Origin of the sequence: Aurantimonas aggregata, from assembly GCF_010500835.1 — a bacterium.
Taxonomy (GTDB): Bacteria; Pseudomonadota; Alphaproteobacteria; order Rhizobiales; family Rhizobiaceae; genus Aurantimonas; species Aurantimonas aggregata.
In genome coordinates, this window is sequence record NZ_JAAAMJ010000039.1 from 1 (window position 1) to 17,266 (window position 17,266).

General features: G+C 60.4%; 14 protein-coding genes and 3 pseudogenes. 11 read left to right on the plus strand and 6 right to left on the minus strand.

From position 1 onward, the window contains the following. Nucleotides 1-355: 355 nt before the first annotated feature. Nucleotides 356-1,018, minus strand: a complete 663-nt coding sequence (locus GTW51_RS22120) for a peroxidase family protein (RefSeq protein ID WP_163046206.1) — start codon at nt 1,016-1,018, stop codon at nt 356-358. 103 nt (nt 1,019-1,121) lie between these two features. After that, entirely contained in the window at nt 1,122-2,723 is a 1,602-nt protein-coding gene (locus GTW51_RS22125) for an ABC transporter substrate-binding protein (protein WP_203566251.1), read from the minus strand. Nucleotides 2,724-3,037: 314 nt separating this feature from the next. Between GTW51_RS22125 and GTW51_RS24595 the strand changes: the two genes are divergently transcribed. From GTW51_RS24595 to GTW51_RS22145, 4 genes are all read left to right on the plus strand, one after another. Beyond that, nucleotides 3,038-4,531: a M81 family metallopeptidase gene (locus tag GTW51_RS24595; RefSeq protein WP_163046207.1), complete on the plus strand. Its 1,494-nt coding sequence runs from the start codon at nt 3,038-3,040 to the stop codon at nt 4,529-4,531. 79 nt (nt 4,532-4,610) lie between these two features. After that, nucleotides 4,611-5,552, plus strand: a complete 942-nt coding sequence (locus GTW51_RS22135; protein WP_163046208.1) for an ABC transporter permease — start codon at nt 4,611-4,613, stop codon at nt 5,550-5,552. 14 nt (nt 5,553-5,566) lie between these two features. Next, nucleotides 5,567-6,445: an ABC transporter permease gene (locus GTW51_RS22140; RefSeq protein WP_163046209.1), complete on the plus strand. Its 879-nt coding sequence runs from the start codon at nt 5,567-5,569 to the stop codon at nt 6,443-6,445. A gap of 26 nt (nt 6,446-6,471) precedes the next feature. Beyond that, the gene (locus tag GTW51_RS22145) at nt 6,472-8,295 is read left to right on the plus strand and encodes an ABC transporter ATP-binding protein (protein WP_163046210.1); all 1,824 of its coding nucleotides are present in this window, start codon (nt 6,472-6,474) and stop codon (nt 8,293-8,295) included. Nucleotides 8,296-8,307: 12 nt separating this feature from the next. Here GTW51_RS22145 and GTW51_RS24200 read toward each other — a convergent pair. Next, a pseudogene (locus tag GTW51_RS24200) lies at nt 8,308-8,860 on the minus strand (IS630 family transposase); the annotation flags it as partial. A gap of 207 nt (nt 8,861-9,067) precedes the next feature. Further along, on the minus strand, nt 9,068-9,616 hold the full coding sequence (locus GTW51_RS22155) for a cupin domain-containing protein (RefSeq protein ID WP_163046218.1): 549 nt from the start codon (nt 9,614-9,616) through the stop codon (nt 9,068-9,070). Nucleotides 9,617-9,757: 141 nt separating this feature from the next. Here GTW51_RS22155 and hisD point away from each other — a divergent pair, with 141 nt between their 5' ends. The 5 genes and pseudogenes from hisD to GTW51_RS22180 all read left to right on the plus strand — a co-directional run. After that, nucleotides 9,758-11,035, plus strand: a complete 1,278-nt coding sequence (hisD, locus tag GTW51_RS22160) for a histidinol dehydrogenase (protein ID WP_163046212.1) — start codon at nt 9,758-9,760, stop codon at nt 11,033-11,035. Between the two features lie 154 nt (nt 11,036-11,189). Further along, entirely contained in the window at nt 11,190-11,480 is a 291-nt protein-coding gene (locus GTW51_RS24725) for a TRAP transporter large permease subunit (RefSeq protein WP_425483305.1), read from the plus strand. Between the two features lie 154 nt (nt 11,481-11,634). After that, entirely contained in the window at nt 11,635-13,008 is a 1,374-nt protein-coding gene (locus GTW51_RS22170) for an acyclic terpene utilization AtuA family protein (RefSeq protein WP_203566252.1), read from the plus strand. Continuing rightward, the gene (locus GTW51_RS22175) at nt 13,005-13,331 is read left to right on the plus strand and encodes an AtuA-related protein (protein ID WP_163046220.1); all 327 of its coding nucleotides are present in this window, start codon (nt 13,005-13,007) and stop codon (nt 13,329-13,331) included. The genes GTW51_RS22170 and GTW51_RS22175 overlap by 4 nt, the downstream gene beginning before the upstream one ends. Nucleotides 13,332-13,373: 42 nt before the next feature. Then, nucleotides 13,374-13,600: pseudogene (locus GTW51_RS22180) on the plus strand (DDE-type integrase/transposase/recombinase); the annotation flags it as partial. Nucleotides 13,601-13,621: 21 nt separating this feature from the next. On the opposite strand, the pseudogene GTW51_RS22185 reads toward GTW51_RS22180, so the two are convergent. Both GTW51_RS22185 and GTW51_RS22190 read right to left on the minus strand, forming a co-directional pair. Continuing rightward, nucleotides 13,622-14,408, minus strand: a pseudogene (locus GTW51_RS22185) (IS256 family transposase); the annotation flags it as partial. A 313-nt stretch (nt 14,409-14,721) separates the two neighbouring features. Next, nucleotides 14,722-15,267, minus strand: coding sequence for a transposase (locus GTW51_RS22190; protein ID WP_163046214.1), 546 nt, complete (start codon nt 15,265-15,267; stop codon nt 14,722-14,724). Nucleotides 15,268-15,441: 174 nt separating this feature from the next. On the opposite strand from GTW51_RS22190, the gene GTW51_RS22195 reads away from it, so the two are divergent. Together GTW51_RS22195 and GTW51_RS22200 are read left to right on the plus strand one after the other, a co-directional pair. Continuing rightward, a complete protein-coding gene (locus GTW51_RS22195; RefSeq protein WP_163046215.1) occupies nt 15,442-16,422 on the plus strand; it encodes a LacI family DNA-binding transcriptional regulator in 981 nt (326 codons plus the stop codon). Nucleotides 16,423-16,564: 142 nt separating this feature from the next. Then, nucleotides 16,565-17,218 carry a TAXI family TRAP transporter solute-binding subunit gene (locus GTW51_RS22200; RefSeq protein ID WP_163046216.1) on the plus strand — a complete coding sequence of 218 codons (654 nt, stop codon included), beginning with the start codon at nt 16,565-16,567 and terminating at the stop codon, nt 17,216-17,218. Nucleotides 17,219-17,266 lie beyond the last annotated feature (48 nt).

Genomic DNA, 17,266 nt, shown 5'->3' on the forward strand with positions numbered 1-17,266 from the left:
TCGACTACGACGACATCGTCGTCCACTGTTGCGCCGCTTGGAACAAGCTCGTCGATCAACCATGGAAAATCATCTCCATCGGCATGCGAGATTGGGCGCATAGGTTCTGATCAGCGCTCGTTGGTATGAGAGGCAGAATGCCGGAAGAACGGGGGTTTTGAAATTGGCGGAGAGTGAATTTTAAATGGCGGAGAGGGGGGGACTCCCCTGATGCCAACGCTAAATCATTGAAAAAAATGCTTCGAAACCGTCGCTACTGGAAGCGTGTGTACCACTGCAGTGTCCATTCTTCAACGCCTGCTCAACGCTAATAAAGACATGTCCGCACTCGTGCGATGACCCAGCATTTACGATCTCAGAACACACCACAGAAGCGGGCAACATCCTCAATTGACTTCATTGGCCTGCTCGCGTTGAAGTCCTCGAGTTTCCACCGGCCGCCATGTGCGTTCCAGTAGCTTTCGAGGTCGTTGACGATCAGTCCTACGAGAGTGTTGGCAACGAGGTGAATACCAAGCGGCCCGAGATGCTCTCCATCGCCGAGCACTTCCGCTTCCTTAAGCACATAGAACCACAAGGGAGTGTGCGTCTCGAACCCGCCGTCATAGACGGCTTTGTGCCGGGTTTCGCTGCCGGAAGCAATCTGCTCCGGCGTCAGCACCTTGAAGCTGTGGTAGCCGGCACAGTGAACCGCATCAATGCAGGCCTGCGCCGTCGGCAGGCTTAAGCTGTGAATCGGATGGTGTCTCGACGCCGATCGGCGCGTTAAGCTTTTGATCCAATTGTAGCGAATGGGGTCAGCTAACGACGCCGATTCACATCCATGCAATGCGGGATATCCGGGTGCCGGCGATATCGTGTTGAGCGAAGGGTCGCGAAGCCTGTTGCCGCCGGCGTGGGGAGGTGGTTCACTCCTCGCATGAACCTGGTGGCCGACACGCTTCCCCGACGATCCCGGCACGCGGAAGGTGATGCTGCTCGCCGAGCGCTTCGGCCGCCGCGCCGAGACACTTCCCAAGGACCAGCTTCTGCTCAGCCTCTAGGATGTCGAACAGAGTGGACTGGGGCTCGGTCTATAACCCGTCGAGATAAGCTATGATCTCCGAGCCCCACGGTCCGCCCTATCTTCTGCGCACGTTCCAAGGATAGCGTACGGATCCGCCGAGTACACCCTCGAGTTCGCTGCGATACGCAGTTACAGGGAAGTAGATGCCCAAGGGCAGACTAGGCACCTCGCGCAGGGCGATCTCGTTGACTTCCTCGCGGATCCGGCTTTCGTCTTCCTCGCTTTCGGCGTTGAGCCAATCTGCGACCTTTTCTTCGATCTCCGCGCTCTCGAACCAGCCGGCCCAGCCCGCTGCTCCTTCTCCTCGGATCGTCGTGTTTAGGGCCGGATTGGCGATGGCAACGCTAGGCCAAGATGTCGGGGCGATGCTCCAACCGCCCTCTTCAACCGGCGCCTTAGATGCACGCCGCTGAAGCAGGGTACCAAAGTCCATGTCCTGCATGTCGACGTTCAGGCCGGCCTTCGACATTGCATCGGCGATGATGACGGCGAACGGGGTAATATCGGCCGAGTCGACGGGATTGAGAACGACGATGCGCTCTCCCTCATACCCCGTTTTAGCCAAGGCCGCGGCGATTTCGTCAGCGCTGGCGCCCACCAGAGACCCCAACTCCTCTTGCCCCTCTTCCTCGACACCTGGAATGGTGCAGGGGAACATGTTGCGGCAGATCGTGGGATCTTGAACGACCCCGGAGAACGATGCGAGATAGTCCTCCTGGTTTACTAAGCGAGCAACGAACTGACGCAGTTTGACGTTATCGAATGGGGCGGTAGTATGATTGAACCGCATGAACCCCCCGGTTCCAAGTGGATCTGAAACCTTCATTTCCACACCGCTGCCCTCGGGGAAGAGCAACGCAAGATCCGAGGGCATATTTTCAAGCCAGTCCACCTCCCCAAGCTGCAGCGCGGACGCGGCCGTGGCCTTATCGGTGATGATGTGCCACTCGATGCGATCGAAATGCGCAACTTTGCCGCCCGAGGTCCAACTTGGTTCCTCGTCGCGAGGAACATACTCTTCGAACTTAGTGTAAACGACGCGGCTGCCCGGGTTGAACTCGTCTGCCTTGAAGCGGTAAGGGCCGCTCCCAACCATCTCCTGAATGGGTTGCTCCGCCGGGGTGTTGGCGAGCCGTTCGGGCATGATGAAAGCCGGCGATGAGTGTGGCTTGCCAATGACTTCGAGCATCTTCGGAAACGGGGCTTTCAAGTGGATCCGGAAGCTCTTGTCGTCGACCGCTTCGTAGCGATCGACCGCTGCGGCGAGCGACTTTCCGAGCCCGTCCCGTTGCGACCAGCGGGCGAGGCTTGCTGCGCAGTCAGCCGCTCGAACAGGTTCGCCGTCATGGAAGGTCAAACCGTCACGAAGGATAATCGTCCACGTCAAGCGGTCTTCCGAGACCTCGTGCCTCTCGGCCATTTGCGGCTGGGGCGTCAGATTTGCATCGACACCGTAGAGGGTGTCGAAGACGTAGTACCCATGCTGCACCGTCACCAGCGCCGTGGAGACGTGCGGGTCCAGCGAAGCGAGATTGGTGGACGGAACGAAGCGGAGCACGGACGACGATGCCAATTGCGCGAACGCGGGCAGCGACGATACGGACAGCAAAGCCGATACTCCAGTGTATTTGATAAAGTCACGACGATCCAAGCTCATCTTCTCCCCTTGTGTACGTGGCTCGCGCAGAGCAATAATGCTCAAAATTGCGGCACAACAGATCTTGCTTTGCTTTATGCACGATGACTCGATCGTCAGGAGGTGTATACCCCCCGCGCGGGTCACTGGTGCGAATACTCACCAGCGCAGAAGCTGAAAACGGCTGCGCCGCCAGTACTCAACACGCTGGACGCGTGGCGTTTTCGGCTCCCACGGTCACTATACCGACCATGGAGAGGGCAAGCTGTTGCCAGGTTTGATTATCGCCAGCACTGTCTGCGGATTCGTATCCATAATGGCGAAGAGGAAGCGCTGTGAAGCGAGTTCTATCAGGCGGGATTGCACAAGAGTCCCACAGCTTCAATCCAATTGTCACCAGACGCGAGCGTTTCACCATACAAAGCGGCAATGATGCCGTCGCACGGAACCGCGGCGCGAATTCGACGCTGGGAGGCATCATCTCGTCAGCCGATGAGGTCGGAACTGAAGTCGAGGTGCCCATTCTCTTTCGCGCGCAATCCGGCGGACCGGTCGAAGACAGCGTGTTCGAGGAGGTTAAGGATGCGATGGTCGCCGCCGCGCGAAAGGGCAGTTTCGACGCGATCGTTTTACCTCTTCACGGCGGCATGTTGACTACGTCTCTATCGGACCCGGAAGGTGATCTGATCCAGGCGCTGCGTGACGTCGTGGGGCCGGACGTGCCGATCACGGCCGCGTTCGATCTCCATGCCCATGTCACGGAGCGAACCATTGCGCCGCTGGACTTTCTGTCCGCTTACCTGACAAACCCGCACGGCGATCAGGCAGCGACCTCGCGGCGTGCCTTTCAGGCCGCGCGGGATATTCTCGAAGGGCGCCTGGACCCCCGTTGCGCGGCTGTGCTCTTTCCCATGCTGACGTTGGGCAATGACCGGACCGACGAGGCGCCTCTGCGCCGGATCCATGCCTATGCAAAGGCTCAGGTCGACAACGGGTCGGTCTACGACGTTTCGATTTTCAACGCCCAGCAGTTTCTCGACGTCAAGGACCTCGGCCAGGTCGTGCTCGTCTATGGCAACGGCGAGAACGAAGTCGCACAACGGGTGGCTGATGAGATCGCGGGGTCTCTGTGGGCCTCGCGGGATGAGCTCGTGGGGACGTATCCCTCGCTGGACTCGTGCCTCGACCGCATTGAAACCGAAAACCGGACACTCGTTCTCGGCGATCAGGGCGATCGCGTCGCAGGTGGCGGGCCCGGCGACAGCACGTTCATTCTGAACCGCCTGATCGAGAGGAATTTTAACGAGCCCGCGGTCGTTCCGATCTACGCGCCCGAGGAAGTTCAGAAGTGCATGGCGGCTGGCGTTGGAGCCGAAATCGTCCTGACGTTCGGGGGGCGCTACTCGACTGTTTCTCCGCCCATCCGTGCCGAGGGACGCGTTACCGCCTCTGGCAGTAAGACCCCCGTCGTTTATGACGGGCCGTCAGACGGCGGCACCACCATCCACCTTGATGATTGGGCCATTTTCCAGTTCGGAAAAATCCAAGTACTTCTGACAAGCCAGCCCTATGCTTTCATTGACCCCGCTTATTATCGCGCCGTCGGCGTCGATCTTCGTGTAACGAAATTAATCGTCGTAAGATCCGGATATCATTTTTCGTTAAACTTTGCTTCCGTAGGTGAGTGCATTACGATCGATACGCCCGGGATCACGTCCTATTACGTCGATCGACTTCCGTGGAATACGGCCCGGCCGTTCTATCCCGTCGACAAGATTGATTACTCACCGCGCCACTATCTGCGCAGTCGTCAAGCGAAAGCCTTGTAATCTGCTGCGGGGGGCCTCACCCAAACCGAAAGGTGGGGCCCGATCATATTCAAAAGTCCCTCCAAGAGCCGGAGCCAGCATGGCAGCGATCATCCTGCGCCGTCTACTCGCAACCATACCCGTCATGGGCGTGGTTGCGCTTTTCGTGTTCTCGCTCCTTCATCTCTCACCGGGCGACCCTGCCACCATATTGGCCGGCGATCAGGCGTCGCCAGCAGACGTGGAGCGGATCCGCGAGGCGCTCGGGCTTGATCGGGCGCTGCCAATACAGTTTTTCGAGTGGGTAGCGCGGGTGGTCCGGCTGGATCTGGGAACCTCTATCTTCACCGGACTGCCGGTAACCCAGCTCATCGTGCAGAGGCTCGAGCCGACGTTATCGTTGATGGGACTGACATTGCTCTTTTCGGTGGTAACGGCCGTGCCTCTCGGTGTTCTGGCTGCCTGGAAAGCTAATACCTTCTCGGACCGGGCCATCATGGCGACCGCCGTTCTCGGTTTCTCCGTGCCGGTCTTTGTCGTGGGGTATATCTTGGCCTGGGTGTTCTCCATCAAACTCGGCTGGTTGCCCGCTCAGGGCTACCAGCCCATCGAAAACGGTTTCTGGCCTTGGTTGCGGAATCTGATTCTTCCGTCGATGGCGCTCGGATTCATCTATATCGCCCTCATCGCGAGGGTGACGCGAGCCAGCATGCTGGAGGTTCTCGGGCAGGATTATATCCGAACGGCGCGGGCAAAAGGGGCGACGGAAAAGAGCGTCCTTTTCGTTCACGCCTTGAAGAATGCAGCGGTGCCGGTTGTGACGATCATCGGCATTGGTGTCGCCTTGCTTATCAGCGGCGCCGTTGTCACCGAGACCGTCTTCTCCATACCGGGGTTGGGCAGGCTGGTGGTCGATGCGATCCTCAGTCGCGACTACCCCATCATCCAGGGCGTCATCCTCTTCTTCTCGTTCGTCTACGTACTGATCAATCTCCTCGTTGATTTGATCTATACCGTCGTCGACCCCCGAATCCGGTACTGAGTGGGATTGCCATCATGTCTATCTCGACAGAAACAGGCCCGATTGCCGCAGGGGCGGGAACCGTCTCGCTGTGGAAGATCGCTTCCCGCCGGCCGACAGTGGCCCTCGGAGCCACGCTGTTTTTGGCAATGGTATTTATAGCTGTTTTCGCTCCCTTTTTGGGAACCACAGATCCGACGGCGATTTTTCCGACCGAACGCCTCCAGTGGCCATCGGCAAACCATTGGTTCGGCACCGACATGGCCGGGCGGGATATCTATTCCCGCGTCATATACGGCGCTCGGGTCTCTCTGACTGTCGGCGTTTGCGTGGCATTCATGGCGTCGGTTCTGGGTTTGGCGATCGGTATCGTTTCGGGCTTCGTCCGCACGCTGGACGGTATTCTGATGCGGATCACGGACGGGCTGATGTCCATTCCCTCCATCCTCCTGGCTATTGCGCTCGTGTCTCTCACTCAAGGCTCTCTTATCAGCGTGATCGCAGCGATCACGGTCGCGGAAGTTCCGCGCGTGACGCGCGTGATCCGCGGGGTCGTCCTGTCGCTGCGCGAGCAGCCGTACGTCGATGCCGCGATCTCGGCGGGAACGACGAAGCCCGTGATCATTTTGCGTCATATCCTTCCGAACACGCTCGCACCCCTTACCGTTCAGGCAACGTATCTCTGCGCCAGTGCAATGATCATTGAAGCCGTCCTTTCATTCGTCGGTGCCGGCATGCCGCCGTCCACGCCCTCTTGGGGCAACATCATGGCTGAGGGACGGGCGATCTGGCAGGTACGGTTGAACATCGTGCTGTTCCCGGCCCTGTTCCTTTCGGTAACCGTTCTTGCAGTCAATCTCCTTGGAGATGGACTGCGAGATGCTCTCGACCCGCGTTCCCAGCGGAACGCATGACCCATCGGCTTGACAAAGGAACGACGATGACTTCGCCCATTCTGACTGTCGAGAACCTCAGCGTCGCCTTTAATGTTGGCGATGACCGGTGGCGCGAGATCGTCAACGGCATCTCTTTCAACCTTCACGAAAAGGAGACCGTCGCGATTGTTGGAGAGTCCGGATCCGGCAAGAGCGTGTCCGCGTTGGCTGCGATGCGTCTGCTTCCTGAGGACTCGGCAAAGGTCTCAGGCTCCGTGCGGCTGGCCGATCGAGAATTGCTGACGCTCGACAACGAACCGATGCGTCGCATTCGTGGCAACGAAATCGCCATGATCTTCCAGGAGCCGATGACCAGCTTGAACCCTGTGTTCACCATCGGCTTCCAGTTGGTCGAGGCAATCCGTCTTCACCGCACGATATCCAGGTCCGACGCCCGGGCCGAAGCGAGGAGGCTGCTTGAAAAGGTCCGCATATCCGATGCGGACAAACGCCTGAACGACTACCCGCACGAGTTCTCCGGCGGCATGCGCCAGAGGGTGATGATTGCAATGGCTATTGCGGGAAGCCCAAAAGTGCTGATCGCTGACGAGCCTACGACGGCGCTCGACGTGACGATTCAGGCCGAGATACTGGACCTCGTCCGCACCCTGCAGGATGAAGAGGGACTCGCAGTCCTTTTCATCACCCACGACATGGGCGTGGTAGCGCAGATCGCCGACCGAACACTTGTGATGTATCAGGGAAACATCGTCGAGCAGGGCTCGACCGATCAGATCTTCCGCAGAGCGGAACACCCCTACACCCGAGCGCTTCTGTCAGCAGTTCCCCGGTTGGGGGAAAGTGCCGGGCATGATCGCCCCATGCGCTTCCCCGAGGTCGACGTGTCGACCGGAAAAACGGACGAACCCAAAGAAGGCTCCGATACGGTCGACCACAATCGTACCGTTCTGGAGGTCTTCGACCTGACGACGCGCTACCCGATCACGTCCGGCATCTTCAACCGTGTGTCCTCCAATGTTCACGCGGTCGAGAAAGTCTCGTTCGACCTCAAGGCCGGCGAAACACTGGCGCTCGTCGGGGAATCGGGTTGCGGGAAATCGACCACCGGGCGCTCGATCCTGCGACTGACGCGACCGACGAGCGGCTCGATCATCGTCAACGGGAACGACGTGGCCACGTTGGGTTCGCGAGGATTGCGGGAAGCTCGCCGCGATATGCAAATGATTTTCCAGGATCCTTTTGCCAGCTTGAATCCACGTCGCTCGCTGGGCGATGCGATCAAGGAGCCGCTCTATGCGCATGGCCTCAAGAAAGGTTCCTCCGACAGGGTCGCCGATCTTCTGGTCCGAGTCGGGCTGACCCCTGACATGGCCAAGCGCTATCCCCACGAACTGTCGGGTGGGCAGCGCCAGCGGGTGTGCATAGCCCGCGCCCTTGCGCTCGAGCCCAAACTTATCGTCGCGGACGAACCGGTTGCAGCCCTCGATGCCTCGATCAAGGCCAAGGTTGTCAACCTAATGCTGGATCTGCAGGAGAGCTTGCAACTCGCCTATCTCTTTATTTCGCACGATATGGGCGTCGTGGAACGCATCAGCCACCGGGTGGCCGTGATGTACCTCGGCGAAATCGTGGAAATCGGACCTCGCAGGGCTGTCTTCGCAAATCCGCAACACCCCTACACGAAGCGCTTGCTTTCAGCGGTTCCGGAAGCTGACCCGTCCGCGCGAGGAAAGCAACGGAACTTAAGTCCGAACAAGGAACTCAAGAGCCCGTTCCGCGCCGTAGACTACCAACCGCCCCTTCGCGCTTACCGAACTGTGTCGGAGGGTCACCGCGTACAGGAGTGGGGATCCGAGTGGATCGATTAGAGCAAATCCGGCTTAATCCGGTTCATAGCCGGCAGCGGCGAAATAGTTGGTGCACTTGTCGGGCCGGAAGAGCGGGATGATCGCGCCGACCGCATCCCAAAGCCCGTCGACCGTCCTTTCCGCTCTTGAGCGTAGAACCGCTTTCAGCTTGGAGAAGGCCATCTCGATCGAGTTGAAGTCAGGACTGTAGGGCGGCAGGTAGCGCAACTCAGCGCCTGCTTGCTCGATCGCGAGGCGGGCGCCCTCGGCCTTGTGCGCCGGCAGGTTTTCCATGAACACGATATCGCTGGGCGCGAGCGTCGGCACGAGTACCTATTCGACATAGGCCCTGAAGGGATACCGTTCACGGCGCCGTCGAGCACCATCGGCGCGGTCATTCCGGTCGGTCGCAGGGCACTGGTGAAGGTCGTCGTCTTCCAGTGACCATAGTGAGTGCGGGCCCGGCCGCGGTCACCGCGAGGCGCCCGGCCGTGCAGGCGGGCCATCTTGGTCGAAGCCCGATCTAGTCGAGGAAAGACAACTTGGCGGGATCGAAATCGATTTCGCCGTCGAACCACGCCAGGCGTCGCTTCGATCTAGACGGGATCGCCCGTTTGACTGCTTCAGAAAAAACGAGTGTGGCATCCGCTAGGCCCCACTCGCCTCGAAGACTCGACGACCCAATCGGCGAATCGAATTCCGCGCGGACTGCTCCAGAGCGATCTGTTTATTTCTGTCGGCGAACGGCCCTTCGCTGACGACATTCGACGCGGACTGGTGATTTTTTTAGACATCAGTACGTCGGCGGCGTGATCGCGCTGACGATTTCGGCCTGTTCCTCACCGTCGTTGCGAAACCGGTGCGGCATGCGACTGTCAAAATAGTATCCGTCCCCTGCCTTGAGAGTCTTGGAAAGACCACCGACCGTCAGTTCGATCGATCCCTTGATCACCATTCCGCCCTCGTGGGCGGCGTGCGCAAACTCTTCGCCCGTATCGGCGCCGGGAACATACGTCTCGTGAAGGACCAGAAGACTGCGGTTCGGATGATCCATGCCGATCATTCTATACGAGATGTTCTGCGGCTTCCCGATCTCGACGAGATCCACTCCCGCATAGAACGGTGAGTAGGACAAATTGGTATGAAGATCTCCAAAAAAGCCGTTCAGGGTCGAACCAAGGACGTCGAGCACCGCGCCGAGCGTATTCACGGATGGGCTCATCCTGTCGCGCTCGATCATGCTGATCGCGGAATGGGAAATCCCGGATCGAGACGCAACGTCGCGAACCGACAGCCCACGTCGCCGTCGAAGTTCCTTCAATTTCGCTCCGACCTTAGGCATCGCTTCCCCTGAGCACGAGTTCAACCGCAGCTGTATAGTATAGTGACCACCATGGGTCTCGACAATTGGCATCTCGTCGCCCATCCGCAATGGTCGGTCAGCCTCTCAGCCATTTAGCCTCTCATCGATGTGGAATCCAAGATGACCAAACTCGATCCGGCCATTCAAGCCAAAGTGACATTCCTGAAGGCCGTCCAGCGCGATGCAGGCTCCGACACCATGGAACTTGAACTGAAGGTCAAAGACATCCTGACGAACGTCCGTCAACGAGGCGACGCAGCTGTCATTGAATATTCGAAGGCGTTCGATAACGCAGATATCACAGTCTTCGAGGTTAGCCTCGCCGACCGGGAGGCGGCCCTTGCTGAGATGGAACCGCAGACGCTAGCTGATACCGAGTTTGCCATCAGGCAGGTTCGGGGATTTGCGGAGGCCCAGCTCGCAACGATCCTGCCGCTAGAGGTCGAGCCTCTTCCCGGCTTGAACCTCGGTCATCGTGTCATTCCGATCCAGCGCATCGGCGCCTATATCCCTGGCGGACGTTATCCGCTGCTGTCAGCGCCGATCATGAGTATCGTGCCCGCGAAGGTGGCGGGCTGCGACGAGGTGATCGCCTGCCTTCCTCCCAAGGCACACCGGGCGATGATCGCCGGCTGTCATCTCGCCGGCGCAGATCGCATCTTCCTGGTCGGCGGGGCTCAGGCCATTGCGGCGATGGCGTTCGGAACGGAAACGATCCCCGCTGTCGACAAGATCGTCGGACCAGGGAACGCCTTCGTGAACGAAGCGAAGCGTCAGGTTTTCGGTCCAGTCGGGATCGATCAGTTGGCGGGTCCGAGCGAGATCTTCACCGTCGCCGATGGCAGCGGCGATGCAAGAATGATCGCAACCGATCTTCTGGCGCAGGCTGAGCACGATGTGCGCACCCGGGTCGGACTGATCACCACCGATCGCGCGCTGGCTGAGGCAACCCTTCGCGAAGTCGAGAGCCAACTCCAAGACCTCTCGACCGCGAATGTCGCCGGCGTGGCTTGGAGAGATTACGGAGAGATCGCTGTTTGCGAGGACGAGGCGGCAATGATTGCCTATTCCGACTTCATCGCGGCAGAGCACCTTCAGGTGCACACACACGACTCGGCGGCGACGGCTCGCAAGCTTCGAAACTATGGCTCGCTCTTCATCGGAAAGCTCGCCAGCGTCGTTTATTCGGATAAGTGCTGCGGAACCAACCATACACTGCCCACCATGGCCGCCGGCCGCTACACGGGTGGGCTGTGGGTCGGGTCGTTCGTCAAGATCTGCACCCATCAATGGTTGGATCAGCGCGGCGTCGATGCGGTCGCGCCGCCGGCCGTGCGGCAAAGCGCTGCCGAGGGCATGGAAGGTCATCGCCGCGCTGCCGCCCTTCGGCTGCAATAGTATATTTTCCGAACTACGCCCTGCGTGGCGGAGATTGGAACCATAGCCGGGGGATGACGCGCCGCAGTTTGACGTCTTCGACGTCGTTGCGTGTTCGCCGTCCCTACCGCCGCCCATCGAAGTGCCGTGGTGGCTAGCCTTGGCGAATATCTCCATGGTCCAGCAGGGGCTAAATCCTCTCGTCGTGCATATGATCGTTCTCTACTACGCTGCGTTGACGGAGGTCACTTTGCCGTTCTGCATCGGTTTCTTTGTAGCGGCCACGATCGTCCAGGCGCCTTGGATGAAGGTCGCCTGGCACACGCTCAAGCTGGGAGCAACGGGCCTATGCCCTGCCGATGCTTCTCATTGTCTATGCTGGCAGCGGGCGAGGCCGAGGCCGCCGTGCGAAACATTGTCTCCGGCGTGGTGTTCGTGTTGTCGACCGCGCATCTTTTGGGCGTAGCGACGCTTCCCTACTCGCGAGCCCTGATCCTGCTTTGGGCCGGGCCCGCGATATTCGCACTGCTTCCCAAAATGGGATCGACGGCCCTTGCAGCGGCCATTTGCGCCGCGCTGATGTAATCGAATCGATGATAACAAATGGTTGGGAGGCTTGATTGGCGATTTATCGTATTGGATGCGGCGCCGGGTTCTCCGGCGACAGGATCGACGCGGCGATCCCGGTCGTTCGCGACCTAGTCGAGGCTGGCCAAGGCGGGGCGCTGATCTTCGAGACGCTTGGCGAGCGCACGCTGGCCGCCGGCCACGTTGCCCGGCGAGAGGATCCGACCCTGGGATGCGACCCGCTCCTGCACCGCTTTCTGCGCCCAGTGCTGAAGGATTGCCTCGACAACAGTATCGTCATCGTCGGCAATTTCGGCGCCGCCAATCCGCGCGCCGCCGCCGAACTCATCCAGCGCATGGCAGCAGAGATTGGGGTTTGCGCCATCAGAATCGCCATCGTCGAAGGGGATGATCTCGGCCCGTCCGTGGATCTCGGATCCCTGCATCTGTGGGAAGGAGACCGAGCCGCATCGATCGATGGACGCGAAATCGTCAGCGCCAACGTCTATATCGGTGCGCAGGCCATCGCCGAGGCGATCTCGGAAGGGGCGCAGGTCGTCGTGACAGGCCGCGTCGCGGATCCTGCGCTGGTTCTCGGGCCGCTCGTGGCGCATTTCTGCTGGGACTGGAGCGATCTCGACCGCATCGCGGCCGGCACGCTTGCCGGTCACCTTCTGGAATGCGGCTCGCAGGTCTCCGGCGGCTACTTCGCCGACCCTGGGTACAAGGACGTGCCGCGTCCGGAAGCCATCGGGTACCCGATCGCCGAGGTGGAGCAGGACGGGACCTTCATCGTGACCAAGCCTCGCGGAACCGGTGGCGTCGTAGATCTGCGCACCGTCAAGGAACAACTGCTCTACGAAATCCACGATCCAGCCGCCTATCGCACGCCCGACGTGGTGCTCGACCTCACTGACGTCGCGTTGGACATCGTAGGACAGGACAGGGTTCGGGTCAGCGGTGCGCGGGGTCACCCGCGACCGGAGATGCTCAAGGCGACCATCGGCGTTTCGGGTGATTGGCTAGGCGAGGCCGAGATTTCCTATGCCGGGCCCAACGCGCTCGCGCGCGGGCGGCTCGCCGCCGACATCGTCGCCCGTCGTCTCGACCTGCGCGGCATCCGCCTGCACCGTAGGCTCGACCTGATCGGCGCAGCCAGTGTCTTTGCAGACGATGCGGGCCGGTGGCGTGGCGATGCCCATGCCGAAGAGCCACAGGACGTTCGCCTCCGTCTTGCCGTTCGCGGCCTCGACCGCTCGCTTGTCGAGGACGCTCTGCAGGAAGTGCTGGCGCTCTACTGCGCCGGCCCGGCGGGCGGCGGCGGCGTGCGCTCGCGCATCGAGAAGCGCATCAACACCGTATCCTACATGGTTCCCCGCAATGCCGTATGCACCGGGTACCGGATGCTGGAAGGAGCGACAGGATGAGGACCGTTCGCCTCCATGAGATCGCGCACGGTCGCGCCGGGGACAAGGGCAATCGCCTTAATGTCAGCGTCATCGCCTACGACGCGCAATGGTGGCCCTCTATCCTCGAACAGATGAGCCAAGAGCGGGTTCTGGCCGTCTACGCCCATCGCGGCGCAACCAGCGTGGAGCGGTACGTACTGCCCAAGCTGATGGCGCTGAACTTCGTGATCGAGGACGTGCTGGAGGGCGGCGTGAATGCCAGCCTGAATCTCGATGCGCACGGCAAGAGCAATTCCTTTCTGCTGCTCTCCCAGAGAATCGAGGTTCCGTCCGATCAGTGAAGCCGCGTATCGCGCGCGCTCCTTGGCTCTTCTGGCTCGAACACCCGCCAGAACCTGGCGCTGATTGCCGATACCTCGCTCTCCGGCACCGCGTCGCGCGGGAGCTGGAACGACCGATCGCCCGCCATGGCAAGCCGACGAGATCGTCTCCGACAATGGCACCGAGCTGACCTCGATGGCGGTCCTGCGGTGGTGCCAGCAGAGCGGCGTCGAATGGCACTACATTGCAGCAGGCAAGCCTACCCCAGAACGCCTTCGTCGAGAGCTTCATGTATGGACGGCCCCTGCATGCGCTGCTTCGTCGGCGCATGCGCGAGCGCGTTGCGCATCCAGTGAATGCAGCACCTCTGATGTGTGGCGTTGAACACGCGGCGGGCAGCGGCGCGCAGGCCCTTGTGGTCGTCGGCGATGACCAGCTTCACGCCACGCAGGCCGCGATCGGCGAGAGACCGCAGGAAGTCGGTCTAGAACGTCTCGGCTTCGGAGGGGCCGGTCGCGATGCCCAGCACCTCGCGCTTGCCATCCTCGTTCACCGCCACGGCGATTATCACAGCACGGCTGACGATCCTGCCGCCCTCGCGCACCTTCAGGTAGGTCGCGTCGAGCCATAGATAGGGCCAGGCGCCCTCCAGCGGTCGCGTGAGGAAGGCGTTCACCCGTTCGTCGATGTCGGCGCAGAGGCGGCTCACCTGGCTCTTCGACATGCCCCCCGCGCCCATCGCCTTGACCAGATCGTCGACGGAGCGTGTCGAGATCCCGTGGACGTATGCTTCCTGGATCACGGCCACCAGAGCCTTCTCGGCGGCTCGGCTCGAGGAAGCTCGAGAAGTAGCTGCACTTGCGCAGCTTCGGGATCTCCAGCGCGATCCTTCCGGCGCGGGTGTCCCAGTCCCGGTCGCGATAGCCGTTCCGCTGCACTTCCCGCAACGGCGAGCGTGTGCCCTTCGTCGCGCCCGTGCGCGCCTCCACCTCCATCTCCATGATGCGATCGGGCGCAAAGGCCAGCATGTCGCGCACGAAGTCGCTGTCGGCCTGCTTCTCAATCAGCTCGATCAGCGCCATTCTCTCGTCGGTCATCGTCTTCTCCGTTCCAGGTTCCAGGTGTTGCAACCCGAACCTTCTCGAAGATCGGCGATGACCGCCAGCGTCACCGTCGGCCGTGCGCTGCGCTACGCCAAAGACTCCGCGCGCGGCCTCCTACACCGCCACCGGGGACACGACCTGATCATGACCGCTGGCCCTGATGGAGTTCGCGGATCGACGCCTCATCAACGGGTCGCGCTCGTGGCGCCCAAAGCTCTGCGGGCTTTGTCGATCCCCGGTCCGCCCGGTTGTGCCATCACCTCACGTTCGCCCTCGCAACCTGTAACCTCGTCTATTGACTTGCGTCCTACCGCGTCGCCTGAGCTGGCGAGCGGAAGGGCTGCTCGCGCACCATCAGCGCCCAGGCGATCCGCGCCATCTTGTTGGCGAGCGCGATGATGACGACCTTGGGCGGACGGCGCTGCTGCAGTCCGCGGATCCAGTTCTCGCCCGCTGCGGCGCGCTTTTTTGTGAACCGGATCACGTTGCCGGCGCCCACATAAAGTAAGTGACGGATGTAACGGTCGCCGCGCTTCGATATTCGTCCCAGCCTGTCCTTGCGTCCGCTCGAATGGCTCTCGGGTGTAAGGCCAAGCCAGGCGGCGAAGTCACGACCCGAGCGGAACATGGCGGGATGGGCAATCTCAGGGAGCTCGACAGCTATCTCGCCGGACTGCTTGACTGCCCAGACCTCGTCATGCCGAGCGAAATGGTTCATGACCTCAAACACGGGCTGGCTTTCCTCGTCGTAGCGGTTCCAGATCTTCGGAAGCCATAAGCATCGGCTTGCCGAAATCACGCAGGTCGAGGAGCAGGCGGTCAAGCGTGCGCAGGCGCGGGGGAATAGCGACATCGGGCAGAGCGTTCCAGGGCAGGAGTTGGTGGACCGGAGCCGGATCGTCGGGGTTCCGGGTGATTACGATCGCTTTTTTTGTACTGATCCTCTGAATTATCGGTCCCAAAGCTTTCGCTGGCAGGCTCAGATAGTAACTGCTATGAAATAATTTCACGGCATTCGGAGTTTGCGATGAAAATTACCGCTAAGGATGTTGCGACGATTGCCAGCACATCAACATCCGCCGTTTCGCGGGCTTTTAGGCCGGGCTCTTCGATCGATGAAGGTCTGCGGGCCCGGATTCTCCGAGCGGCCGACGAGATCGGATACCAGACACCGTCAGGCGCCGCGGTCTCTCAGCTTTCGACCGGCACCATCTCGCTGGTTGTGGGCGATTTGACAAACCCATTCTATCCAACCGTTCTCGAAGAACTCTCGCAGGCGCTATTCGGGACCGGTCGTAGGTTGATCCTGCACGTTGTACCGGGAGGGAAGGACGTTGATAGCGTTATGCAACAGGTACTCGACTACAAGGCGGACGCAGCGATCATCACCTCGGCCACGCTGTCTTCGACCCTCGCCAAAGCCTGCCAACAGAAGCGATTTCCGGTAGTGTTGTTCAACAGGACCCAGCCAGAGATCGGCGTCAGTGCGGTCTGCTGTGACAACTTCAACGGCGGGTGGCAGATCGGAAGCCGCCTAACGGCTGGCGGTCGGCGAAAAATCGCATTCGTATCGGGAACTCTCGACACATCCACTAACCTCGAAAGGTGGCGCGGCTTTTCCTCCGCGGTCGAAGAAGGGGGAGCCACTGTAGCGGCCCGCGTAGACGGCCACTTCGAATATGGCGCGGCCTTCGAGGCAGCAGCGAAGCTTTTTGAACGGCCCGCGCGGCCCGACGCAATTTTTTGCGCGAATGACATCATGGCACTGGCTGCCATCGATGCCGCAAAGAAAGCTGGAATCCGGGTCTCGGAGGATGTCGCCATCATCGGGTTTGACGATATCCCAATGGCCGCATGGCAGTCCTACCGATTGACCACCGTTAGGCAGCGGATCCGACTGATGATCCGCGAAACCCTCGACATGATCGAACAAATCACGAGGGACCCTGCCATGTCCGGCTCCGTACGTATCACCCCCTGTCAGTTGATCGAGCGCGACAGCGGATAAGCTGCCATACTGCCGCATGTGAAATAATTTCATAAAGATTTGGGCTTATTGCAAAACGGAAATCCTTGGGGTAGTGCTTTCCGCGGGATGAGGGAAGCAGCCGACAAGTTGGCCGCTTCAAAACACGAAGTGGAGGATACCCATGAACTTCAGAACATCGGTCGTCGCGAGCATTGTAACCGCACTATTCCTCGGCGGCTCGGCAGTGGCGCAAGAGCGCTTGGCCTTCGGGGCGACCAACTCTCAGAGCGCTCACTACGCATATTTCGCGGCGCTTTCGCAGATCGTCAACACGACCTATCCGGAAAAGTACCAGGCTTCGGTCGTCGAGACCGGGGCGACGGTAGACAACCTGAAGCGGATGTCACGAAGCCAGTTGGACCTCGGTCTGGTCACTACGTCGACCCTCTATCAGGCCTACAACGGAACCAAGGAGTTCGAGGGTCGCCCGATCGAGTCCAAGCTTCTCTGGGCTTATTCCCTCGCCCCACAAGACGTGATCACCCTTCGTGACCAGGGTTACGAGACACTGGCCGATCTTGAGGGACAGCGGATGGGTCCAGGTATGCGGGGATCGTCAACTGAGACAACCTCAGAGGAAGTCTTCGAGCTCTTCGGTATCAAGCCCGACTGGGTTCGCGGCACTAACGCCGAACTCGCCAACGCGATCAAGGACGGCCGGGCGGTTGGCTTCGTCAAGAGCGCGGTTGGAACCCAGTTTGAACCGCCCCGAGTTTGTCGGAGGCTCCAACTCTTGAGAGACTGGAGCCATGACGAAGAGAACTCCGCCGTTTAGTCCCGAGGTGCGCGCCCGCGCGGTTCGGATGGTTTTGGATCACAGGGA